Consider the following 21,787-nt stretch of genomic DNA (forward strand, 5'->3'; position numbering starts at 1 on the left):
GAAAATTCGTTCATGCCGTCGCACCTTCGACGATCTCGAAACCGGTATCGATGATCTGCGGCTCCGTCGGTCGCGACCGCGCCTCCAGCAGTTTCTCCACGGCCGTCCGCCCGATCAGAAACCGGTTGGAACGGATCGTCGACAGCGGCCGCGGCAGCGCCTGGCCGATGTCGAGCCCGTTGAAGCCGAAGAGCGCCAGCCGTTCGGGGATCGCCAGCCCGGCGCCGAGGCAGTGCATGAAGCCGCCGACCGCCATGTCGTCGTTCGAAAACACCACGGCATCGACGCCATGGCCGCCCCGGAGCAGCTGCGCCAGCGCCTCGCGTCCCGCCATCGTCGAGCTTGCGCCCTCGAAACGGAACTCGGCGGCAAGCGACAATCCGGCCTCCTGCAGGCCCTGCCGCAAACCCTCGTAGCGAAAATGGGCACGCCGGTCGGCGCTCCAGTCGTGGCCGACATAGCCGATGCGCCGATAGCCGCGGCCGACGAGATGGCGCGCGCTCTCCCGGCCTGCACGGCGATGGGAAAGCCCGACGGCGATATCGATCGGCCGGTCGTCGATGTCCATCAGTTCGGCGATCCGGATCCCGCTCTGCTCGAGCATCCTTCGGCTCGTGTCCGTATGGTCGAAGCCGGTGGTGACGATCGCGGCAGGCTGCCAGGCGAGCAGCGAGGTCAGCAGCTTCTGCTCCTGCAGGAGGTCATAGTCCGTCACGCCGATCATCGCCTGATAGGACGTGTCGGCAAGGGCCGCATGTATGCCGTGCAGCACCTCGGGAAACACGATGTTCGACAGCGACGGCAGAAGCACGCCGATGATGAGCGAGGACGACGAGGCCAGCGAGCCGGCAGCGCGGTTCGGCACATAGCCGAGGCTGTCGATCGCCGCGATGACCCGCTTTCGCGTCTCCTCGGCAATCGGCCCCTTGTTGCGGATGACGCGCGAGACGGTGTTCTCGCTCACCGCCGCCAGCCGCGCCACATGCGCCAGAGTGGGCGCTTCCCGTTGCATCGTCGGACCATCCTCCCCGAAATTATCTCAGCGCTAACATAAACTCTTGAACCTGGCTAGAGGATATGGTTTGTAAAAGTGTTAGCGCTGAGATTTATCCAGAGGGAGGGAAATCCATGTCCAGTCGCCGCGCCGCCGTTGCCGTGATCGGCCTGGGCTCGATGGGGCTCGGAATGGCCCGCTCGCTCCTGCGCGGCGGCCACGAAGTGCACGGCTTCGACGTCAGCTCCGCCGCACTCGCAGCCCTCCGGGACGCCGGTGGCAGGGCCTGCGCCAGTCCGGCCGATGCCGGCGCCTCGGCGGACATTGCCGTGGTCGTGGTGGTCAACGCCGCCCAGACCGAAACCGTCCTGTTCGGCGACGGCGGCGTCGTCGATGCGCTGAAACCCGGATCGGCGATCATATCCTGCGCCACCATCGCACCGACCGAGGCGAAGGACTTCGCAAGGCGCGCGGGCGAACGCGGCCTCCACTATGTCGATGGCCCGATCAGCGGCGGCTCGGTCAAGGCCAATAGCGGCGAACTCACCTTCATGGCCTCCGGCGCGCCCGAAGCCTTCGCCGCCGCAAGACCGGCGCTCGATGCCATGGCCGCCACCGTCTATGAGCTGGGAGACCAGCCCGGCATCGGCTCGTCCTTCAAGATCGTCAACCAGTTGCTCGCCGGCGTCCATATCGCCGCCGCCTGCGAGGCGATCACCTTCGCAAGCAGCCTCGATCTCGACATTTCCCGCGTCTTCGAAGTGATCACGAAATCGGCCGGCAACAGCTGGATGTTCGAAAACCGCATTCCGCACGTGCTTGCCGGCGACTACACGCCCCACAGCGCCGTATCCATCTTCACCAAGGATCTCGGCATCGTCTCCGATATCGGCCGGCGGCAGAAGTTCCCGCTGCCGATCGCAAGCGCGGCGCTCCAGCTCTTCATCATGACCGAGGCCGCCGGCATGGGGCGCGACGACGACAGTTCCGTCGCACGCCTTCTCGCAAGGATCGCCGGCGTCGACCTGCCGGGCACCGGCCGGGATCCCGGGACGGACACAGGACAGGACACCTGACATGCCGCGTTTCGCCGCCAACCTCACCATGATGTTCAACGAGCATGCCTTCCTGGACCGCTTCCAGGCAGCAGCCGATGCCGGCTTTAAGGCCGTGGAATACCTGTTCCCCTATGACTATCCGGCGGACACCGTGGCCGGACGGCTGGAGGCTGCCGGGCTGGAACAGGCGCTCTTCAACATGCCGCCCGGCAACTGGTCGGACGGCGACCGCGGGCTGGCCGCCCTGCCGGACCTCGCCCAGGAATTCCGCGCCTCGGTCGATACAGCCATCCGCTACGCCAGGGTCATCGGCACGCCGCTGCTGCACATGATGGCAGGGCTCGCCGATGCCCGCGATCCGGAAGCGGTCCGGTGCTATCGCAATTCGCTGCGATACGCCGCGGAGCGGACCGGGGAAGCGGGCATCGGGCTCGTGATCGAACCCATCAACGGCCGCGACATGCCGGGCTATTTCCTCAACGACTTCGACCGTGCGCTCGGTTTTATCCGCGAACTCGGCCTGCCCCATGTCCGGTTGCAGTTTGATATCTACCATCGCCAGATCCTGCATGGCGACGTGACCATGGCGCTGCGCGCGATGATGCCGCATATCGGCCATATCCAGACGGCGGCCGTGCCGTTGCGCAACGAGCCGGGCACCGGCGAACTGGACGACGCCCGGATCTTTGCCGAGATCGACGCGCTCGGCTATGCCGGCTTCGTCGGCTGCGAATATCGCCCGAAGGCGGCCACGGTGGATGGCCTCGGCTGGCTGAAGGCTCTCGGCGGGGGCAGCAGCTGAGCCGTGTCTACTCCGCCGCCGCGGGCAGGTATTCGACGTTCGCCGGCGCTTCCTCGGCCTCGATCCTGCGCCCGAACACGGAATAGACCATCGGCACGACGAAGAGCGTGAGCAGCGTGCCGAACGACATGCCGCCGACGATGACCCAGCCGATCTGCTGGCGGCTCTCCGCACCGGCGCCCGCGGCGAGCGCCAGCGGCACCGCGCCCAGCACCATAGCGCCGGTCGTCATCAGGATCGGCCGCAGGCGGAGCACGGCGGAATCGATGACGGCCGCCAGCCGCTCCTCTCCCGCCTCCTGCTGCTGGTTGGCGAACTCCACGATCAGGATGCCGTGCTTGGTGATCAGGCCCACCAGCGTCACCAGACCGATCTGCGAATAGACGTTCAGCGAACCGCCCGTGAAGTAGAGCGCCGCCAGCGCCCCGGTCATCGACAGCGGCACCGAGATCATGATGATCAGCGGATCGCGGAAGCTTTCGAACTGGGCGGCGAGAACGAGGTAGATGAAGCCGAGCGCCAGGACGAAGACGACCGCAAGGCTCTGGCCGGAAGCGAGGAATTCGCGGCTTGGGCCGGAGACGTCCGTCTGGACGTTCTCGGGCAGGATCTGGTCGGCGATGCTGTTCATCCGGGCGAGCACTTCCCCGGTCGAATAGCCCGGCGCGAGATTGGCCGAGACCGTCACCGAACGCATCTGGTTGAAGCGCTTGAGTTCCTGCGGCGCCACCGTCTCGGTCACCTTCACGACGTTTGCCAGCTGCACCATCTCGCCGCTGGCGGACCGCAGGAAGATCGTCGACAGCGTCGACGGTGAGGCGCGGTCGGCCGCGGCCAGCTGCACGTAGACGTCATATTGTTCGCCGTCGATCTCGAAGCGGGTGACCTGCCGGCTGCCGAGCAGCGTCTCCAGCGTCCGGCCGACGACGGCGACGTCGATGCCCATGTCGGAGGCCTTGTCGCGATCGATCTCGATCGTCATCTCGGGCTTGTTCAGCTTCAGGTCGGTATCGACGTTGGTGACGCCGGGATATTCGGACAGTTGCTCGAGGAAGGACTTGCTCAGCCGGTCGAGCTCTTCATAAGTGCCCGAGCTCTGCAGCACGAATTCGATCGGACGCGCATTGTTCGAAGTGCCGAGCGACGGTGGATTGCTGGCGAAGGCGTTCACGCCGGCGATGCGGCGAAGCTTGGGCAGCAACTCGGCCACCAGTTCCTGCTGCGAGCGGCCGCGCTCGTCCCAGGCCTTCAACCGTCCCATGACCAGGAAGCGGTTGACCTCCGGCATGCCGTTGATGGTCTGGATGCTGCCGACTTCGCTGATCGGCTTGAGCAACTCCTCGACCTGCCGGGAATAGCGCTCGGTATAGGCGAGCGTCGAGCCTTCGGGCGCCGTGCCCATGACCCGGATCACGCCGCGGTCCTCCACGGGCGCCAGTTCCTGGGGCAGCTGCAGGTAGAAGTAGACGCTGCCGAACGCGACGACGGCCGCCAGCACGGCAACGACAGGCCGGATCCGCAGCGACGCCGACAGCAGGCGGCGGTATCCGCTTTCGAGCCCGGTCAGGCCGCGCTCGATGAAGGCCGAGACGCGCCCCGGCTTCTCCTGGTGCCTGAGCAGCTTCGAGCACATCATCGGCGTCAGCGTCAGGGCCACGAATCCCGACACCAGGACCGCGCCGGCCAGCGTCAGCGAGAATTCGAGGAACAGCCGCCCGGTGCGGCCGGCGGCGAAGGCGACCGGCGCATAGACGGCAGCCAGCGTCAGCGTCATGGCGATGACGGCGAAGCCGATCTCGCGCGTTCCCTTGATCGCCGCCGGCACGGGCTTCATGCCGTTCTCGATGTGCCGGAAGATGTTCTCCAGCACCACGATGGCGTCGTCCACGACGAGGCCGATCGCCAGCACCATGGCCAGCAGCGTCAGCGTGTTCACGCTGAAGCCGAGCGCATACATGATGGCGCAGGTCGCGATCAGCGAGATCGGGATGGTGACGATCGGGATGATCGACGCGCGCGCGGATCTGAGGAAGAGCACGATCACGATCAGCACCAGCACGATCGCTTCAACGATCGTGTGGTAGACGGCGCTGATCGCCTCGTCGATGAAGACCGAATTGTCGTTGCCGACGGCGCCGGTCATGCCCTCCGGAAGATTGGCGTTGATGTCGGGCAGGATCGCCTGCACGCCGGCCGAGACGTCGAGCGGATTGGCCACGGCCTGCTTGATGACGCCGACGACGATGGCGCTCTCGCCGTTGAAGCGGCCGGCCCGCCGCTCGTCTGCCGCGCCGAGCTCCACGCGCGCCACTTCGCCGAGCCGCACCAGCACGCCCTCGCCGCGCTTGACGACGATCCTCTCGAACTGCTCGACATTGCTGAGCGAGGTCTTGGACAGCACCGTGAACTCGCGATCCGCACTTTCCAGCCGCCCGGCCGGGATCTCGACGTTCTGCGCCTCGAGCGCGTCCTCCACGTCCTGCACGGTCAGCCCGAGCGAGGCGAGGCGCTCCCGGTCGATCCAGATGCGCATGGCATAGCGGCGCTCGCCATAGATCTGCACGTCGGCGACGCCGTTCACGTTCTTGAACCGGTCGACGATGTTGCGGTCGACATAGTCCGTCAGGTCGAGCGGGTTCAGCCGGTCGCTGCGGAAGACGACGAACACCACGGGTTGCGCGTCGGCCTCCACCTTCGAGATGACCGGCTCGGTGATCTCGTCCGGCAACTGCCGGCGCACGCGGCTCACCCGGTCGCGCACGTCGCTGGCGGCCACGTCCGGATCGACCTCGAGGCGGAAGCGGACGGTGATCCGGCTCGATTCGGCTCGGCTCGTCGATTCCAGCACGTCGATGCCGGCGATACCGGCGATCGATCCTTCCAGGACCTGCGTCACCTGGCTTTCGATGATGCTCGCCGAGGCGCCGGGATAGGAGGTGACGACGGAAACGACCGGCTCGTCGATGCTCGGATATTCGCGAACCGCCAGGCGCTCATAGGAAACGACGCCGATCAGCAGCATCAGGAGGCTGAGGACGGTGGCGAAGACCGGCCGCCGGATGCAGAGTTCGGAAATGCCCATCTGCGCCCCCTTAGCCCTGGACCTGCGCGGTCTCGTTGCCGACGATCTCGACGCTCGCGCCGTCGCGCAGGCGCGCCTGCCCCGCCGTGACCACGACCGTGCCCGCGGTCAGCCCTTCCACTTCGGCGAACCCGATCTTGCGCCCGCCGACGGTGACGCGGTTTTCCTGCGCCTTGCCGTCGACGACGCTCCACACGAAGCGCTCCTGGCCGCGTGCCACGATGGCGGATTCCGGAACTGTGACGACCTTGCGCTCCTCCAGGCCCCGGACGGTGATGCGCGCGAACAGGCCGGGCCGCAGTGCCAGGTCCGCATTCGGCAGGCGTGCGCGGATGCTGATGGCGCGGCCGTTGACGTCGAGCATCGGATCGATCGCATAGACCGTGCCCGGGAACGTCCGGCCGGGAAGGGCATCGACGGTGACCTCGAGGGTCTGGCCGATCTTCACCTTCTGCAGGTTTGCCTCGGGGATCTTGAAGTCGACCTTCAGGACGTCGATCTTCTCCAGATTGACCAGCGCGGTGCCGATGCCGACATAGCTTCCGGTCGAGACGCTGCGCAGGCCGACGACGCCGTCGAAGGGAGCGACGATGTCGTGCTTGGAAAGCTGCACGCGTTGCGAATTGAGAAGGGCGGTCGCGGTGTTGCGCTCGGCAATGGCCGAATCGAGATCCCGCGTCGTACCCGTGCCGTTTGCCGACATGCGCTGGGCCCGCTCATAGTTGGTGTTGGCGAGGTCGAGGCGAACCCTGACCTCTTCCTCCTCCGCCTTGGCCAGCGCATTGTCGAGACTGACCAGCACCGCACCCGCCTTGACCGGCTGGCCCTCGTCGAAGCGGATCGCCTCGATCCGGCCGGCGACTTCCGGCGCCAGTTGCACCGATTCGTCGGATTGCAGCGTGCCGATGGCGCTGATGTCGGCTGTCGTCGACATTTCCTCGGCGTCGGCGACCTCGACGGGGAAGCTCGAAGGGCCGGAACGCTGCCGCGCCGGCTCGCTTGCCGTCGCGGCAGCGACCTGCGAGAGCGCACCGAGATCGATCCACCGCCACTGGACCGCCGCCGCCCCCGCCGCACCGGCAAAGACAACGGCCAGGATCACCGCCAACACCCGCATGAAATTCCTCGTTTTTTGCTGCATCGCACCAAACAGCATCATTGCGGAACGCCGCGCGGAACAAAAATGAAAAATCTGTAATGTAGGTCACCAGCCCTCACATTATCGTTATCCGCAACGCCCTGCGGATCAGGGCTTCCGACCCACGCACCCGATTTCCGCCACCCTCGCGCCGCAGCCGCCCCTGCTTCGGAGCCGAAGGCGTGAAAACCCGTCGAACCAGTGGCCGCAGCGACGAAAGTTCCGGATATGTTCGCAAGCTGCTATGGTCGCCTCGAATCGCACGCAAGATGGAATCCGGCATGACCGCCCCCGCCTATCTCGAAAAACTCAACGACCGGCAGAGACTGGCGGTGGAGCATGGGGTCGGGCCGGCGGGTTGTGGCCTGGGCGGGCCGCTCCTGATCATCGCCGGCGCCGGCTCGGGCAAGACCAATACGCTGGCTCACCGGGTCGCCCACCTGATCGTCAACGGCGCCGACCCGCGCCGGATCCTGCTGATGACGTTCTCGCGCCGCGCCGCCTCGGAAATGTCGCGGCGCGTCGAGCGCATCTGCCGCACCGTGCTGGGCGCCAACGCCGCGCTGATGACCGATGCGCTCACCTGGGCCGGAACCTTCCACGGCATCGGCGCGCGGCTCCTGCGCATCTATGCCGAACAGATCGGCCTCAACGTCGATTTCACCATCCACGACCGCGAGGATTCCGCCGACCTGATGAACCTCGTCCGCCACGAGCTCGGCTTCTCGAAGACCGAGAGCCGGTTTCCGACCAAGGGTACCTGCCTTTCGATCTATTCGCGCACGGTCAATTCCGAGACGCCACTGAACGAGGTGCTGCGCAACTGGTATCCCTGGGTCGGCGGCTGGGAGGAGCAGTTGAAGGAGCTCTTTGCGGGTTACGTCGAGGCAAAGCAGGCGCAAAACGTCCTCGACTACGACGACCTGCTTCTCTACTGGGCGCAGATGGTCGGCGATCCGGACCTCGCCGACGACATCGGCAACCGCTTCGACCATGTGCTCGTCGACGAATACCAGGACACCAACAAGCTGCAGTCGTCGGTGCTGATGGCGCTGAGGCCCGGCGGCCGCGGGCTGACCGTGGTCGGCGACGACGCGCAGTCGATCTATTCGTTCCGGGCGGCGACGGTGCGCAACATCCTCGATTTTCCCCGGCAGTTCACGCCGCAAGCCGACATCATCACCCTGGACCGCAACTATCGCTCGACCCAGCCGATCCTGGCCGCCGCCAATGCGGTGATCGACCTCGCCCGCGAACGCTTCACCAAGAACCTGTGGACCGAGCGCGAAAGCGCCGAGCGTCCGAGGCTCGTGACGGTGAAGGACGAGAACGACCAGGCGAACTGCATCGTCGACCAGGTGCTGGCCAACCGCGAAGCGGGCATGGCGCTGAAGCAGCAGGCCGTGCTGTTCCGCACCTCCAGCCACAGCGGCCCGCTGGAAGTGGAACTCACCCGGCGCAACATTCCGTTCGTGAAGTTCGGCGGCCTGAAATTCCTCGACGCGGCCCATGTCAAGGACATGCTGGCCGTGCTCCGGTTCGCGCAGAACCCGCTCGACCGGGTCGCCGGCTTCCGGCTGCTGCAGATGCTGCCCGGCATCGGCCCGCAGACCGCAGGCAGGATGCTGGACACGATCGCGGCCGATCCGGAACCGCTGGTCGCCCTGGCGGAAATCCCGCCGCCGCCCAAGACCGGCGAGGCGTGGACAGCCTTCATCGAGCTCATGGTCGGGCTCAGGCGGTCGGGCGGCGACTGGCCGTCGGACCTTGCCCAGGCGCGCACCTGGTACGAGCCGCATCTCGAGCGCGTCCACGAGGACGCGGAGACGCGAAAGGCGGACCTCCTGCAACTGGAGCAGATCGCCTCGGGCTATCCGAGCCGCGAGCGCTTCCTGACCGAACTAACGCTCGATCCGCCCGACGCGACCAGCGACCAGGCGGGCGTGCCGTTGCTGGACGAGGACTACCTGATCCTGTCGACGATCCATTCCGCCAAGGGCCAGGAGTGGCGCGCGGTGTTCATGCTCAACGTCGTCGACGGCTGCATTCCCTCCGATCTCGGCGTCGGCACCACGCACGAGATCGAAGAGGAGCGCCGTCTGCTCTATGTCGGCATGACGCGGGCCAGGGACAACCTGACGCTGGTCACGCCGCAGCGCTTCTTCACCGGCGGCCAGCATGCCCAGGGCGACCGCCATGTCTATGCCGCGCGCACGCGCTTCATCCCGGCCACGTTGCTGCAGTTCTTCGAGACGGCCACCTGGCCGGTTGTCGCCCATGCCGCAGGCGAACGAAGCGCGAGGGCGGTCCGCATCGACGTCGGCGCCCGCATGCGCTCCATGTGGAAGTAGCTGCCGGGCGCCTATCGCGGCACGGCCATCGGCGCGCCGGTGACGGGATCGGGCATGACCAGGGCCGAGAGGCCGAAGGCCGTCTTCAGGTTATCCTCCGTCAGAACCTCCCGCGGCGTCCCGGTCGAAACCAGCCCGGCGGGCCCGAGCAGCACCAGATGATCGGAGAAGCGCGCGGCGAGATTGAGGTCGTGCAGGACCGTGACCACGGTGGCGCCGTGCCGGCGGTTACGCTCCCGCAAAAGGCTCAGCACCTCGATCTGGTGGCTCAGGTCCAGCCATGTCGTCGGCTCGTCGAGGAGCAGGCAGGGTGTGTTCTGGGCGAGCACCAGCGCGATCCAGGCCCGCTGGCGCTGCCCCCCGGAAAGCTCGTCCAGCGGCCGCTCCGTCTGGTCCGTGAGGCCGACGGCCTCGAGCGCCATCGCGCACGCGTCGGCATCGGCCTTGCTCCACGGAGCGAGCAGTCCGCGCCACGGCGTTCGCCCGCGCCTGACCAGATCGGCGACCGTGATCCCTTCCGGCGCGCGCGGGGCCTGCGGCAGGATCGCCAGCCGGCGCGCCAGTGCCCGCGTGTCCGTTGCGAAGACGTCCTCGCCGCCGAGCGTCACGCTGCCCATTTGCGGCCGCACCAGCCGCGCCAGTGCCCGCAGCAGAGTGGACTTGCCGCAGCCGTTCGGCCCGAGGATGGTCGTCATCCGCCCTTCGGAAAAGACGAGCGAGAGGTCGCGGATGACGATGCGCTCGCCGTAGCCCAGCGTCAGCGCCTCGGTTTTGAGTTCGATGCCGGTCAAAGCTCTCCAGCCTCCATTTCACGTGCCAGCAGCCACAGCAGGTAGGGGGCGCCGAAGATGCCCGTCATGACGCCGACGGGGAGTTGCAGCCCGGGGATGAGCGACCGTGCGGCGAGGTCCGCCAGCACCGTGATCGCCGCACCCGCGGCGGCGGCGGCAAGGATGCGCGCCGTCGGGCTCCGCGCGCCGGTCAGCCGGGCGCCGAGCGGCGCCGCCATCAGGGCGACGAAGGGCACCGGCCCGGCCACGGCGACGCCGGCCGCGGCAAACAGCACCCCGGTGGCCGCCAGCCGCCGCCTTGCCCGGTCGACCCGGAGGCCGAGCCCGGCTGCAAGCTCATCGCCCAGTTCCAAGAGCGCCAGGTTCCTGACCTGCAGCGCCAGCGCAAGCGACAGCAGCGCGCCGAGCCCGAGGACCTGCGCGGCATGGCCCCAGTTGCGGGCGGCGAGAGAACCGGTCAACCAGCGCTGCGCCTCGGCCGCCTGCTCCGGCGGCAGTCGCGTCATCAGGAAGCTGCCGGCGGCGGAGGCAAAGAAGGCGACACCGATGCCGACCAGGATGAGTGTGAGCGTCGCCAGCGATCCGTCGCGGCGCATCGAGAGCGCCGCGACGATCACCGCCGCGGCAAGGCCGCCCGCCGCCGAAAGGAGCGGCATCGGCACCGTGAGGCCCGCGGTGACGCCGACGAGCACCGCCAGCCCGGCGCTGGAGGTGAACCCCATCACGTCGGGCGCGGCCAGCGGGTTGCGCAGGAGGATCTGGAAGATGGCGCCGGAGATGCCGAGCACGGCGCCGAGCCCGAGCGCAGTCAGCGTGCTCGGGCCGCGCAGCACGCGCATCGTCAGCGCGCCCGGTCCCGTTCCGCCCCACAGCCCTGCCCAGAGATCGGCGGGCGTCAGCATCACCTGCCCGACCATGAGTGAGAGGAGGACGGCGGACACGAGCACCGTGCCGAGAACGAGCCTTCCCCCCCTCATGCCGAAGCTCCCGGCCGCAGGCGGCGCGCGATCAGGACGAACACCGGCGCGCCGATCAGGGCGGTCATGATGCCGACGCGGATCTCCGCCGGCGCCAGCACGAGCCGTCCGGCCGTGTCCGCGAGAAGCAGCAGCGTCGCACCGAGCAGGGCGGACAGCAGCAATTCCACCCGCAGCACATGGCCGCCGATGCGGCGCGCGATCGGCGGCACGATCAGGCCGACGAACACGATCGGCCCCGCCACCGCCACCGCCGCCCCCGTCATCAGCGTCACGGCGACAAGCGAGCCGAACTGGACCCGGCCGAGACGCGTCCCCAGCCCGCGGGCAAGCGCTGCCCCGAGCGAGAGCGCCTCCAGCCGCGGGGCGATGGCCATCGCGAGCGCCGTCCCGAGGACCACCGCCAGGCCCATGGCCGCCAGCGGCCGGGCGCCGGCCTGCGACAGCGAACCGACGACCCAGAACCGCAGGATCTCGAGCGTCTCGCCACGGACGAGCACGATCGCCGAGACCAGCGACAGCAGCAGCGCGTTGATGGCCGTGCCCGAAAGCGTCAGGCGCACGGGGCCGGCGTCTCCCCGCAGGCCGCCGCCGAGCGCGAAGACGGCCATGGCGGCGAGTGCTGCGCCCGGAAAGGCCAGCGCCGCCATCAGCCCCGCATCCGAACGGCCGAAGAGCAGCGCCCCGAACACGATCGCGAAGGCGGCCCCGGAATTCACGCCGAGCAGCCCCGGATCGGCGAGCGGATTGCGCGTCAGCGCCTGCATCACCGTGCCGGCCATGCCGAGGCCTGCCCCGGCGATGATCCCGGCCAGGAGCCGCGGCAGCCGGATCGATCCGACGGCGACATGGACCGGATCGGACGGATCGAAGGCGGTCAGCGCCTGCCAGATCTCGGTGAACGTGGCAGGGCGCACGCCGACGCCAAGCGTCAGGGCTCCTGCCGCTACGAGCAGCAGAACGACGCCGGCGATCGCTCTCACGGCGCGAGCCCCGCCGCGGCGGCCGACGTCACCACGGTCGCCGGATCTGCGTCGAGCGCCAGCGCGATGTCGGCTTCGAGCTGTTCCAGCGCGAACGGCAGCGACAGTACGCTGCCGAATGACAAGGCACCGGCCACGAGCGCCCCGGCCAGCACCTCGCGCCCCTCCTTGTGCGCCTGCAGCGTGCGCCGCATCGGCAGCGCGACGATATCGGAAACGACGTCCGAGGACGAAATCCAGACCAGCAGGTCCGCATCGAGCGGCGACAGGTCCTCGGGCGAGAGCGGCGTATAGAAGACGTTCGGGTCCGCGAGCTCGATGAGCGAAGGCGGCGGACGGAAGCCGAGTTCGGCAAGGAAGCTCGCGCGCGTGTCGAAGCCGGTGAACGCCCCGGTCTCGCCGCCGTAGTTGTAGGCGCAGACGGCGGTCTGCCCGTCCCATCCGGGATGGCGCGCCCGCGCGTCGGCAAACCTCCTCCGGGACGCGGCAACCGCCTCCTCCGCGCGCGCGCTCCGGCCCACGGCGCGACCGAGCATTCGTGTCAGCTCGTCCCACGCCATGCCATAGGCCGGCAGGCCGACCGGCTGCATCAGCACCGGCGCGATCTGCGACAGCACCGTATACTCCGCCTCCGAGATGCCCGAACCGATGCCGACGATCAGGTCGGGCGCGAGGGCCGCGACGACCTCCATCGAGACCTCGCCGGAGATCATCGTGGGCTGTGCATCCCCCAGTAGCGGCTGCGCCCACGGCCAGACACCGTGGGGAAAACTGCCGAACCACTGCCGGATCGCGACCGGGCGCACGCCCAGGGCCAGCAACGGGTCCTGCGTCGTATAGCCGAGCGAAACGACCCTCTCTGCCGGTTTCGGCAGCGTGGTCTCGCCGAAGGCGTGAACGAAATGCAGGTCCTCGGCGGCGGCAAGGGCCCGTGCGCCGCCGGTTCCCGAAAGGAACGCGCCCGCGGCCATGCCGGTCAGGAACCGGCGACGCGGGAGACCCGTCAGACCACCGGACCGGCCCTGTTCGCTGTCGGCTGCATCTTCCATCTCGTTTCCTTCGTCGCGGCGGCCCGCTTCTGCCGGTCCGCCGAATGCATCTGCCGGCCCCGAGGGCCGGCAGGATCGATATCCGGTAGAGCAGGCGCGCAGGCCTGCCCCGGTCAAGGCTTCCCTTACCACGTATAGCGCAGCGTCGCCGTCACCGTGCGGCGATCGCCATACCAGGCGCTGTTGCTCCAGGTGTCGACATGGGTGACGTATTCCTTGTCGAACAGGTTGGTCGCGTTGACCTGGAGCGACGCGTTCTCCGTCACCTTGTAGTTGAGCGCCGCATCGAAGACCGTGCGCGACGCCAGTTCGGTCGTGTTGGCGATGTCGCCATAGGTCTTGCCGACGAAACGCGCGCCGAGGCCGAGGGTCACGTCGCCGATCGTGCCGTTGCCCGGGATCGTGTAGTCGGCCCAGATCGAGGCGAGATGGTTGGGCACGCGCTCCGGCTGATTGCCAACCAGTGCCGGGTTGAGGTCCTTCTCGATCTTCGGATCCCAGTAGGAATAGGCGAGCGTCAGGTTGGTTCTGTCCGTCACCGCGACCTTGCCCTCCAGTTCGACGCCGCGGACGTTGACCTGGCCGATCTGGATCTGCTCGGTGTAGGTCGCATTCCACTGCGCGACGTTGTTCTGGGTGAGATCGAAGAAGGCCAGCGTGAACAGAGCGTCGACGGCCGTCGGCGCATACTTCACGCCAACCTCGTACTGTTCGCCTTCCTGCGGCTGCGGCGGGCTGGTGAAGGAGGTGCGATTGGCGCCGACGGGCTCGAAGGATTCAGAGTAGTTGGCATAAAGCGAGATTTCGCTCGTCGCCTTGTAGGTAAGGCCGACGCGCTTGGTGAAGGCTTCGTCCGTGGCGCTGTAGGAGCCGGCGCTCGACCCGGTGGACGAGTCCACGTGGTCATAGCGACCACCGAGCGTCAGGATCCAGCGGTCGTCGAAGGTCAGTTCCTCCTGAAGATAGACCGACTTCGTGGTCATCCCGAAGTCGGAATTGGAGACCGACGCCCAGGTAATGCATTCGACGCCGCAGAAACTGGGATTGTAGATGTCGATGCCATCGGCAGTGCCGTCATAGCGCGTCTCGTCCGTTGTCGTTCGCGTATATTCCAGACCGAGCAGCGTGCGGCTGTCGAACAGGCCGAAGCTGGCATCATATTGCAGCTGGTTGTCGATCGCGAAACTTTCGAGTTCGCCGTAAACGGCAAAGGCGGTACGCCGCGCGGACGGATCGGCCGATGCGCCGTAGACCGTTTCGTAGTCCAGGTCGAGATTGGTATGGCGGGCCACCTGGCGGAACTGCAGGCCGTTGCCGAAGTCATGTTCGAACGAGTAGCCGATATTCCGCTCGATCGTGTCCATGTTGTTGAAATCGGGCTCGCCCAGGAAGGTCTTCGTGTCCAGGCCCGACCCCAGCGGGATCGAGGTTCCGGGGCTTCCGTCGCGCTTGTTGTAGTCGGTCAGGATCGTGAACGTGGTGGCATCCGTCGGATTCCAGGTCAGCGCGGGCGCGATGTAGAGGCGGTCGTCGTCGGTGAAGTCGGCGCCGTTGTTGCCGTCCTGCCATTTCGCGGTCAGGCGATAGCTCCAGTCGCCGTTCTCGTCGAGCACGCCGCCGAAGTCGGTGCCGGTCTCGACATGGTCGTCGCCGAGCGTCGTATAGACTTCGCCGAACGTGCCGGCCTGCGGCCGCTTGGTGATCGCGTTGACGATGCCGCCGGGGCCGTTCAGGCCGAACAGGGACGAGGTGGATCCCTTCAGCACCTCGATCCGCTGCATGCCGTAAGGCTCCAGTCGGCTGGTGGTGAAGTTCTGGGTGCGGATCGGCAGGCCGTCGCGATACTTGCTGCCGCCGCTGTAGAAGCCGCGGATCAGGTAGAAGTCGTAGCGGTCGTCGGAGCCGTAGATATCGGTGGAAACGCCCGCCGTGTAGGAAAGGGCCTGATCGAGCGTCTGGACGCCCCGTTCGCGCATTTCCTGTTCGGTCACGACGGATACCGAACCCGGCAGGTCCAGAAGCGGCGTATCGGTCTTGCTGCCCGTCGAGGTGTCCTTGGCCACGATCGAAGTATCCGGCCCGATGGCCGTCTGCCCGCCACCCTCGACCGTGATCGTCTCAAGCGTGGTGCTGGAGCCTGCATCACCGGCGGATTGCGCGATGGCCGGAAGCGGCGCCAGAAGCGCCGAACTCGACAGCAGCGCGACCCAGATATGCCGTTTTCCGCCTGGCTTTCGCTTCGATGCGCCTTTGTCCGGGGAGACAGGAGTGGTCGATCGAAGCACCATGGCGCAATTCCTTTCACTGACGGATATGAGCAATCAATTCCCTGCTAAAATACTGATAGAAATAGCATTTTTCGGCAGGGAAAAGATTGATGACAATTTTTCTCAGGTATTAGGCATAACAAAGTTTCAAGTCAATCATCCGACATAATTTTCCCTGCGACACATCGCCCTGACCGACAGGAAAGGTTGTGGACGGCTGCGCCGCCGAACATCAGAGCACGGTCTCACCGCGCAAGAAAAAGGCGGCAAGCAGTGGAACCCGGGCGACCACACCGGCGTTGCAGACGTTCTTTGCAACCGCCCTTCCGGCCCTGGGAAAGCAATATGTGGGAAACACTCTCTGAACAGATCTTGCGGCAAAACAGGCTCATCTTCGACAAGATGGCCGGCCACCGCTTCGTTGCCGACGTCAAGGCGGACCGTCTGCCGAAGCCTGTCTTCGAGCGTTACCTCGTCTTCGAGCGCGCCTTCGCCGACACGACGATCTCGATCTGTTCCTTTGCCACTGCCCGCGCCGAGACAATCGTGCAGAAGCGATGGCTGATCGGCGTGCTCGATGCCCTCGCCAACCGGAAGATGGCCTATTTCGAAAAGGCATTTGCGGCCCGCGGCATCGACCCGGACGCCTACGACACCGACATTCACGAAGTGGGCGATTTCCGCGACGGCCTGCTCGCGATCGCCCGCGACGGGGGCTATCACGGCACGATCGCCGCCATGTTCGCAACCGACTGGATGTGCTGGACCTGGTCGAAGGTGGCGGCGGCAGGAATGATCAGCGATCCGCTGCTGAAGGAATGGGTCGGCCTGCACGCAAGCGACGAGTTCGCCGCCCGGGCCCACTGGCTGAAGGGGGAACTGGACCGCCTGGGCAAGATTCTGGACGCCCCCGAACGGAAGCGTCTGAGCGCGATCTTCGGCACGACGCAGGCGCTCGCGATCGCCTATCACGACGCACCCTATCTCTGTCCCGAGAGATCGCCGATGCGGCTGGTCGGCGGTCGCGACATCCGGCAACTGGCCTGACACGGGAACGCTGGCAAGGAGCCAGCCTCATTGGCGGGAGAGCGCTCTGGTCCCTGTCGTGCGCGGGACGCATGGCGAGGCCGGCAATCGCCGGCATGAAGGACGCAAGGACCGGTCCGGCGCGTCCTGCGAAACAGGCGGGGAGGCTTCGGAAGCTACTTGCGCCGGCCCTTCTTGGGGGCAACCGGGGCCTCGGAGGCGGACTGCGCCAGACGAAGCGCCCGCAGCTTTTCGGTTTTCTTTTCCCGCGCGACGGTTTCCGCCGCAAGGATCTCTCTCGCGGTCGCATTGGTCTGGTCGGCCTTGGCCTGCGCCGACATCTTCTGCCCGGGCTTGAAGAGGTCTTCCTTGGTGACGGTCATGCCGTTCTCCTCGACAAAAAAGAATGCAGCCACGAGGGCTGCATTGTGTTCGGCCGCTAGCGAGTACGGGCGACCTTCTTCTTCGGAGCGGGCAGAAGACCTTCGCGCTGTGCCTTCTTGCGCGCCAGCTTGCGGGACCGGCGGATCGCATCGGCCTTCTCGCGCGCGCGCTTTTCCGAGGGCTTCTCATAGGCGCTGCGTGTCCGCATTTCCCTGAAGAGGCCTTCGCGCTGCATCTTCTTCTTCAGTACGCGAAGCGCCTGCTCGACGTTGTTGTCCCTGACGAGTACCTGCAAAGTATCTCCTTACGCAGCCAGTGCTGCCGTTTCCTGATCCTGATTGCGGACGGATTGCCCCGGGGAGGATCTTTCCGCAGGGGCGACCGGTGGCCGTTTTCGCGGCCAGGAGACGAACCCTCCCGCGACATCGGCTGGCAGAACCTGCGCGATCAGGCATGTCTGGACATGCCGCACCGGAGACGGCGCCTCATGATGATCGAAAAACAAAAGGTCGGGACTGCTCCCGACCTTCCTTAGCATTGCCGCCGGCGTGCCAGTACATCCGTGGTCACGGGGGCAATGAAGCGCGTTAGGCGGCCTGCAGGTTGTCGGCCGAGCTCTTGCCCGAACGCTTGTCCTGCACGATGTCGTAGCTGATCTTCTGACCTTCGGTCAGGCCACGCATGCCGGCACGCTCGACGGCGGAAATGTGCACGAAGACGTCCTGGCTGCCGTTATCCGGCTGGATGAAGCCAAAACCCTTGGTGCTGTTGAACCACTTTACGGTTCCAGTGTTCATAACGATTCCTTTCAATCGCTTGTGGGCCCGGTCACGATGACCGATCTGAATTATCGACGATGAAGGGATATCTGAAAGCGCCGTTCGGCCGCGGACAAGAGTCGCTAGCAAGGTTCGATAAGCATAAGATAGCGGAATACCAGTTCAAAACAAGGGCAGAAACGTTTTATTTTCCCGCCGCTTGTCCCGGACACTCGATGTCGACTGCGCAGATCCGGACCCATGCAACCGAGAATATTCTCGCGCCGGGCAAAAGATCTTGCGACGACATTCGCCTGTTCGAACGGAAACCGCCAATAAAAAAGGTCGGGGCGAAACCGCACCGACCTTCCTATGGTCGCCTATCTTCCAGTGCCAGTACATCCGTGGTCAAAGGCAGGCGGCGACTACGGCTATTGCGAGCGACAGATGCATTCCAGCGCTCATCAGCAATGCCGATGACAGGCATATAGGTGGCCATTGTGTTCAAAACAAGTCCGCCGGTTCGACGGTGGCGGAATGGCCCTCCCCCTGCCTCGCATTGACCTTAATTGTTCGCTTGCCAAGGGGGGCGCGTGGGCGCACTGTTGCGCCCTCAGCAACAAGGATTTCGGGCGTCGCTGCGGAAACGCGGTGTTTCCCCCCATTTGAAAGGGAGGGCGCAATGTCTTCCAATGTCCATCACATCGAGTTCCGCACGGGCGACAAGCCCGTTCCCGGCGAGATCAGCGCACGCGTCCTGAAGGACATGCTTCACAACGCCGGCTACACGACGGCCAACCTGAAGCCGCTCGCCGGTCCCCTGCACGACGCGTCCCGGTCCGTTCTCCGCCGCTTCCTGACCCTGACCATGCCGGAACAGCCCAAATGACCGCCGTGGCACGGCCCACGCCTCACGGGCAAAGGCGCGAGCCGGACGGACCATGGACCGTGTTCGACACCGGCCCTGACCGCGCCGAGCGGCAGAGATCGCCGGTTGCCCTGAAATCGCCCGGGCCGGACGCCGGCAATCCGGCACCGGCCTTGAGCAGGGACACCGCCGCAAGCCCGTCGCGCCTGCACCGCTATGCGATCCAGGGCCTGCCCGGCAAGCACTGAGCGCATTGCCGGGAGGGGCCCCGTCCCGGTCAGCCGATGCTCTTGCCATAGCGCGCGAAGCTCTCTTCCAGCACGGTTGTGCTTGCGCCGGGCCGCTCCGGCCGCCGATAGACGCCGTCGCGAACGTCGATCGGCTCCTCGAAGTGGTCCTTGATCCACGGAATGTATTCCAGGATCGTTGAGGCGGGATGCCAGTAGCTCAGGTGCACATGCACCTGGCTCATCTCGCCCGCATGCGGCACCACCGGCAGCCGGTGCGCATGGGCGAGGTCGGCGACCTGGATATATTCCGTCACCCCTCCGAGCCGCGTGACGTCGGGCTGCACATAGGCGACCGCCCCGGCCGAGATAAACGCGCTGAAGGCATCCACCGTATAGAGCTGTTCGCCGAGCGCGATCGGAATGGCGGTGCTGCGTGCAAGGGCGGCATGGCCGGCCACGTCGTCGTACCAGAGCGGCTCTTCAAACCAGTAGATGTCGAGGTCGCGCGCCTGCATGCAGAAGCGCTGGCAGGTCGGCAGGTCCCATTTGCCGTTGCCGTCGATCGCGATCCGCACGGACGATCCGACCCGCTTGCGCACGGCCGCAAGCCGGGCGATGTCCGTGTTCGGATCGTCGTGCCCCACCTTGATCTTCAGGCGAGTGAACCCGTCCACCTCGACCGCCTTCGCCGCACCGGCAAGCAGGGTCTCCATCCGGAACGACAGCCAGCCGATATCGGTGTTGTAGGCCTCCAGGCTGTTCGTTCGCGCGCCGCCGAGATAGGCCCAGAGCGGCTGCCCAGCCTTTTTCGCCCTGAGATCCCACAGCGCGACGTCGACCGCGGCCAGGGCCAGATGCGTGATGCCGGCGCGGCCCACCCATTGCAGGGCGGGATTGCGCGCAAGCTTGGTCCACAGCCGCGCATGGTCGTTTGCGTCCTCGCCGACCAGAAGCGGCGCATAGCAGTCTCGGATGCAGGCCGTGATCAGCCGATCGGACGGCAGGTGGGCATGGGTGCCGGTGAAGCCGTAGCCCACCAGCCCGTCGGTGGTCACGACCTTCGTGCCGACGACGCCCCAATGCGTGATGCTGTGCGTCGAATCCGAAATCGACTCCGACGTCAGCGGCAGATGCAGAATGAACGGCTCGACCGACGCGATCTTCATCGGGCTTCTCCTCTCCTCTTCCTCGGCAGCAGTCCTAGCGCAAGGCGAGCGAGTCGAAAAATAAAAAATTTTTTATTTATTTGCTTGCCTGCCGGATGCGGCTGGCGGATTCTCCGGCCATGACCATGATCAGGACCACCCTGGCCGAGCAGGCCTACCAGGAACTTCGCGCGCAAATCGTCAGCGGGCGGCTGCCCGGCGGCCGGCGGCTGCTGCCGAACGAACTCGCCGCCGATCTCGGGATCAGCCCGACGCCGGTGAAGGAAGCCTGCCTGAGGCTCGAGGCCGATGGGCTCGTGGCGACATCGACGCGACGCGGCATGGTCGTCCGCAGCTACAGCGAAGAGGATGTCGAGGAACTGTACGCGGCCCGCATCCTGATCGAGAAAGGCGCCGTCGAAGCCGCCTTCGACGCCGGCCGGATGACCGATACGCTGTGTCGCGACCTGTCCCGGAGCCTGGACAGGCATCGCCAGTTTGCCGCGGGCACCTCGCTCGACGATCTCGCACAGGCGCTGGTCCACGACCGAGCGTTCCATAGCACCCTCGTGGAAGCCGCCGGCATCCGCACGATCTCGGAAGCGCATGCGCGTATCCTCGGGCAGACCCATACGCTGTTCGTGTCCGTGCCCGGGGACTATGAAAGGTCCGTCGACGAGCACGAGGCCGTGCTCGATGCGATCACCGCAGGGGACAGGCAGCAGACCGTGCAGGCTCTGGTTCATCACCTGGCGCGAAGCCGCGAGAATACGCTGCGGCAGGTGCGCATCCTGGCAGAGCAGGCACCGCGATCATGAAAGCCATCTTCAATCGAGCCGTTCCAGATAGGGCAGCGGCTCCGGCGAGATGACCTGCGCCACCGCCTGGATCCGCCGCATCGCCCGCTCGCGCGATATCTGCAGATGGCAAACCAACGCCTCCTTCGCCCCGCCGATGTCGCCGGCGAGAAGCCGGTCGATGACGTCCAGGTGCTCCGGCAGGAAGGGCTCGGTGTCGAACAATTCCGATGTCCACCGGTAGAGGAAGTGGTGGGCGACCAGCAGCGCCTGCGGAAGGCTGATCGCCCGCATCAGCGAATCGTTGCCACAATGGCCCAGGAGCTCGACGTGAAGCTCCTGCTCGAGCGTGTCGAGCATCTCCGCCTCGGTCGGGGACGCGGAGGCGATGGCGGCCTCGACATTATGCCGAAGACGCAACAGCAGGCCTTCCGGCAACAGGGGAAAAGCTTTCTCCAGCGCGAGCGGTTCGAGCACCCAGCGCAGTTCATAGAGTTCGTCGATGTGCCTGGCCGTCAGCGCCGGGGCATACCAGCGTCCGCGGTCGTCCTTGCGGACGATGCCGCGCTGCTGGAGGCGCGCCACGACGTCGCGCGCGACGGTCCGGCTGACGCCGTGATGCTTGGCGAGCATCGCCTCGTTGATCCGCCAGCTGGCAAGCGAGGTTCGCGAAACGATCTCGATCTCGATCTGCGGGTAGAGCAGTTCCCAGCTCGAGAGGAAATGGATCCGCGGATCCGCCGCCGGTTGCGGCTCGACCCGATCGGCATCCGGTTCGGCTCGCGACGGGCGATCGCCGGCAACCACCTCGTATCCCCTCGCCCCCGCCTTGCGCACCAGGCCGAGACGCTCCAATTCGGCAAGCGCGTGGCGCGCCGGCGCCCGGCTGATGCCGAAGCGCCCGGCGACGCCGCTTTCGGTCAGGCGCATGCCCGCGGAAAGCACGCCGCCGGTGATCTCGGATGCCAGCGCGTCGCGGGCGCGCTGGTAGAGCCTGGGGGCGATCCCGGATGTGCTGCTTCCCATTTCGCCGATCGCTCCTGCCTGCGGTCCTGTCGACGGTACCCGGACGTCGCCCCGCGCGACG

At 66.3% G+C, this 21,787-nt stretch carries 21 protein-coding genes; 8 read left to right on the forward strand and 13 right to left on the reverse strand.

Features of this window, described 5'->3' with window-relative positions:
• Window positions 1-10 precede the first annotated feature (10 nt).
• Window positions 11-1,012 (reverse strand): LacI family DNA-binding transcriptional regulator, encoded by a 1,002-nt coding sequence (locus OCK02_RS07670; RefSeq protein ID WP_263812510.1) that lies wholly within the window; start codon window positions 1,010-1,012, stop codon window positions 11-13.
• 116 nt (window positions 1,013-1,128) lie between these two features.
• On the opposite strand from OCK02_RS07670, the gene ltnD reads away from it, so the two are divergent.
• Both ltnD and otnI read left to right on the forward strand, forming a co-directional pair.
• Window positions 1,129-2,070, forward strand: coding sequence for an L-threonate dehydrogenase (gene ltnD, locus OCK02_RS07675; protein ID WP_263812511.1), 942 nt, complete (start codon window positions 1,129-1,131; stop codon window positions 2,068-2,070).
• A 1-nt stretch (window position 2,071) separates the two neighbouring features.
• Window positions 2,072-2,854 carry a 2-oxo-tetronate isomerase gene (gene otnI, locus OCK02_RS07680; protein ID WP_263812512.1) on the forward strand — a complete coding sequence of 261 codons (783 nt, stop codon included), beginning with the start codon at window positions 2,072-2,074 and terminating at the stop codon, window positions 2,852-2,854.
• A 7-nt stretch (window positions 2,855-2,861) separates the two neighbouring features.
• Here otnI and OCK02_RS07685 read toward each other — a convergent pair whose 3' ends face one another.
• Both OCK02_RS07685 and OCK02_RS07690 read right to left on the reverse strand, forming a co-directional pair.
• Window positions 2,862-5,936 carry an efflux RND transporter permease subunit gene (locus tag OCK02_RS07685; protein WP_263812513.1) on the reverse strand — a complete coding sequence of 1,025 codons (3,075 nt, stop codon included), beginning with the start codon at window positions 5,934-5,936 and terminating at the stop codon, window positions 2,862-2,864.
• Between the two features lie 10 nt (window positions 5,937-5,946).
• Window positions 5,947-7,053 (reverse strand): efflux RND transporter periplasmic adaptor subunit, encoded by a 1,107-nt coding sequence (locus OCK02_RS07690; protein ID WP_263812514.1) that lies wholly within the window; start codon window positions 7,051-7,053, stop codon window positions 5,947-5,949.
• 302 nt (window positions 7,054-7,355) lie between these two features.
• Here OCK02_RS07690 and OCK02_RS07695 point away from each other — a divergent pair, with 302 nt between their 5' ends.
• Window positions 7,356-9,425: an ATP-dependent helicase gene (locus tag OCK02_RS07695; protein WP_263812515.1), complete on the forward strand. Its 2,070-nt coding sequence runs from the start codon at window positions 7,356-7,358 to the stop codon at window positions 9,423-9,425.
• Window positions 9,426-9,436: 11 nt separating this feature from the next.
• Here OCK02_RS07695 and OCK02_RS07700 read toward each other — a convergent pair whose 3' ends face one another.
• The 5 genes from OCK02_RS07700 to OCK02_RS07720 all read right to left on the reverse strand — a co-directional run bounded on the left by OCK02_RS07700 (window position 9,437) and on the right by OCK02_RS07720 (window position 15,288).
• On the reverse strand, window positions 9,437-10,216 hold the full coding sequence (locus OCK02_RS07700) for an ABC transporter ATP-binding protein (protein WP_263812516.1): 780 nt from the start codon (window positions 10,214-10,216) through the stop codon (window positions 9,437-9,439).
• Window positions 10,213-11,193: a FecCD family ABC transporter permease gene (locus OCK02_RS07705; RefSeq protein ID WP_263812517.1), complete on the reverse strand. Its 981-nt coding sequence runs from the start codon at window positions 11,191-11,193 to the stop codon at window positions 10,213-10,215. The genes OCK02_RS07700 and OCK02_RS07705 overlap by 4 nt, the downstream gene beginning before the upstream one ends.
• Window positions 11,190-12,176 (reverse strand): FecCD family ABC transporter permease, encoded by a 987-nt coding sequence (locus tag OCK02_RS07710; protein ID WP_263812518.1) that lies wholly within the window; start codon window positions 12,174-12,176, stop codon window positions 11,190-11,192. The genes OCK02_RS07705 and OCK02_RS07710 overlap by 4 nt, the downstream gene beginning before the upstream one ends.
• On the reverse strand, window positions 12,173-13,225 hold the full coding sequence (locus OCK02_RS07715; protein ID WP_263812519.1) for an ABC transporter substrate-binding protein: 1,053 nt from the start codon (window positions 13,223-13,225) through the stop codon (window positions 12,173-12,175). The genes OCK02_RS07710 and OCK02_RS07715 overlap by 4 nt, the downstream gene beginning before the upstream one ends.
• Before the next feature lie 125 nt (window positions 13,226-13,350).
• The gene (locus tag OCK02_RS07720; protein ID WP_263812520.1) at window positions 13,351-15,288 is read right to left on the reverse strand and encodes a TonB-dependent siderophore receptor; all 1,938 of its coding nucleotides are present in this window, start codon (window positions 15,286-15,288) and stop codon (window positions 13,351-13,353) included.
• Here OCK02_RS07720 and OCK02_RS07725 point away from each other — a divergent pair.
• Both OCK02_RS07725 and OCK02_RS07730 read left to right on the forward strand, forming a co-directional pair.
• Window positions 15,281-15,661, forward strand: a complete 381-nt coding sequence (locus OCK02_RS07725) for a hypothetical protein (RefSeq protein WP_263812521.1) — start codon at window positions 15,281-15,283, stop codon at window positions 15,659-15,661. The two genes, OCK02_RS07720 and OCK02_RS07725, sit on opposite strands and share 8 nt — an antisense overlap.
• Before the next feature lie 176 nt (window positions 15,662-15,837).
• The gene (locus tag OCK02_RS07730) at window positions 15,838-16,539 is read left to right on the forward strand and encodes a TenA family protein (RefSeq protein WP_263812522.1); all 702 of its coding nucleotides are present in this window, start codon (window positions 15,838-15,840) and stop codon (window positions 16,537-16,539) included.
• 155 nt (window positions 16,540-16,694) lie between these two features.
• Here OCK02_RS07730 and OCK02_RS07735 read toward each other — a convergent pair whose 3' ends face one another.
• From OCK02_RS07735 to OCK02_RS07745, 3 genes are all read right to left on the reverse strand, one after another.
• Window positions 16,695-16,901, reverse strand: a complete 207-nt coding sequence (locus tag OCK02_RS07735) for a hypothetical protein (RefSeq protein ID WP_230806703.1) — start codon at window positions 16,899-16,901, stop codon at window positions 16,695-16,697.
• A gap of 56 nt (window positions 16,902-16,957) precedes the next feature.
• Window positions 16,958-17,197: a 30S ribosomal protein S21 gene (gene rpsU, locus OCK02_RS07740; protein WP_112600385.1), complete on the reverse strand. Its 240-nt coding sequence runs from the start codon at window positions 17,195-17,197 to the stop codon at window positions 16,958-16,960.
• A gap of 292 nt (window positions 17,198-17,489) precedes the next feature.
• Entirely contained in the window at window positions 17,490-17,699 is a 210-nt protein-coding gene (locus OCK02_RS07745; protein ID WP_112600386.1) for a cold-shock protein, read from the reverse strand.
• 643 nt (window positions 17,700-18,342) lie between these two features.
• On the opposite strand from OCK02_RS07745, the gene OCK02_RS07750 reads away from it, so the two are divergent.
• On the forward strand, window positions 18,343-18,549 hold the full coding sequence (locus OCK02_RS07750; protein ID WP_230806702.1) for a hypothetical protein: 207 nt from the start codon (window positions 18,343-18,345) through the stop codon (window positions 18,547-18,549).
• Window positions 18,546-18,776 (forward strand): hypothetical protein, encoded by a 231-nt coding sequence (locus OCK02_RS07755; protein WP_263812523.1) that lies wholly within the window; start codon window positions 18,546-18,548, stop codon window positions 18,774-18,776. The genes OCK02_RS07750 and OCK02_RS07755 overlap by 4 nt, the downstream gene beginning before the upstream one ends.
• Window positions 18,777-18,805: 29 nt before the next feature.
• Here the strand turns inward: OCK02_RS07755 and OCK02_RS07760 are convergent, their stop codons facing one another.
• The gene (locus tag OCK02_RS07760; RefSeq protein WP_263812524.1) at window positions 18,806-19,924 is read right to left on the reverse strand and encodes a mandelate racemase/muconate lactonizing enzyme family protein; all 1,119 of its coding nucleotides are present in this window, start codon (window positions 19,922-19,924) and stop codon (window positions 18,806-18,808) included.
• A gap of 119 nt (window positions 19,925-20,043) precedes the next feature.
• Here OCK02_RS07760 and OCK02_RS07765 point away from each other — a divergent pair, with 119 nt between their 5' ends.
• Window positions 20,044-20,721, forward strand: coding sequence for a GntR family transcriptional regulator (locus tag OCK02_RS07765; protein WP_263812525.1), 678 nt, complete (start codon window positions 20,044-20,046; stop codon window positions 20,719-20,721).
• A 9-nt stretch (window positions 20,722-20,730) separates the two neighbouring features.
• Here the strand turns inward: OCK02_RS07765 and OCK02_RS07770 are convergent, their stop codons facing one another.
• Window positions 20,731-21,726, reverse strand: coding sequence for a GntR family transcriptional regulator (locus OCK02_RS07770; protein ID WP_263812526.1), 996 nt, complete (start codon window positions 21,724-21,726; stop codon window positions 20,731-20,733).
• Window positions 21,727-21,787 lie beyond the last annotated feature (61 nt).

It is taken from the genome of Rhizobium sp. TRM96647 (assembly GCF_025780115.1).
Classification (GTDB): domain Bacteria; phylum Pseudomonadota; class Alphaproteobacteria; order Rhizobiales; family Rhizobiaceae; genus Mycoplana.

Excerpts from the sequence above, each read along its gene's own strand:
- OCK02_RS07670 (WP_263812510.1), bottom strand. The coding sequence starts at position 1,012 with ATGCAACGGGAAGCGCCCACTCTGGCGCATGTGGCGCGGCTGGCGGCG.
- ltnD (WP_263812511.1), top strand. The coding sequence starts at position 1,129 with ATGTCCAGTCGCCGCGCCGCCGTTGCCGTGATCGGCCTGGGCTCGATG.
- otnI (WP_263812512.1), top strand. The coding sequence starts at position 2,072 with ATGCCGCGTTTCGCCGCCAACCTCACCATGATGTTCAACGAGCATGCC.
- OCK02_RS07685 (WP_263812513.1), bottom strand. The coding sequence starts at position 5,936 with ATGGGCATTTCCGAACTCTGCATCCGGCGGCCGGTCTTCGCCACCGTC.
- OCK02_RS07690 (WP_263812514.1), bottom strand. The coding sequence starts at position 7,053 with ATGCGGGTGTTGGCGGTGATCCTGGCCGTTGTCTTTGCCGGTGCGGCG.
- OCK02_RS07695 (WP_263812515.1), top strand. The coding sequence starts at position 7,356 with ATGACCGCCCCCGCCTATCTCGAAAAACTCAACGACCGGCAGAGACTG.
- OCK02_RS07705 (WP_263812517.1), bottom strand. The coding sequence starts at position 11,193 with ATGAGGGGGGGAAGGCTCGTTCTCGGCACGGTGCTCGTGTCCGCCGTC.
- OCK02_RS07715 (WP_263812519.1), bottom strand. The coding sequence starts at position 13,225 with ATGGAAGATGCAGCCGACAGCGAACAGGGCCGGTCCGGTGGTCTGACG.
- OCK02_RS07730 (WP_263812522.1), top strand. The coding sequence starts at position 15,838 with ATGTGGGAAACACTCTCTGAACAGATCTTGCGGCAAAACAGGCTCATC.
- OCK02_RS07735 (WP_230806703.1), bottom strand. The coding sequence starts at position 16,901 with ATGACCGTCACCAAGGAAGACCTCTTCAAGCCCGGGCAGAAGATGTCG.
- OCK02_RS07745 (WP_112600386.1), bottom strand. The coding sequence starts at position 17,699 with ATGAACACTGGAACCGTAAAGTGGTTCAACAGCACCAAGGGTTTTGGC.
- OCK02_RS07750 (WP_230806702.1), top strand. The coding sequence starts at position 18,343 with ATGTCTTCCAATGTCCATCACATCGAGTTCCGCACGGGCGACAAGCCC.
- OCK02_RS07755 (WP_263812523.1), top strand. The coding sequence starts at position 18,546 with ATGACCGCCGTGGCACGGCCCACGCCTCACGGGCAAAGGCGCGAGCCG.
- OCK02_RS07760 (WP_263812524.1), bottom strand. The coding sequence starts at position 19,924 with ATGAAGATCGCGTCGGTCGAGCCGTTCATTCTGCATCTGCCGCTGACG.
- OCK02_RS07765 (WP_263812525.1), top strand. The coding sequence starts at position 20,044 with ATGACCATGATCAGGACCACCCTGGCCGAGCAGGCCTACCAGGAACTT.
- OCK02_RS07770 (WP_263812526.1), bottom strand. The coding sequence starts at position 21,726 with ATGGGAAGCAGCACATCCGGGATCGCCCCCAGGCTCTACCAGCGCGCC.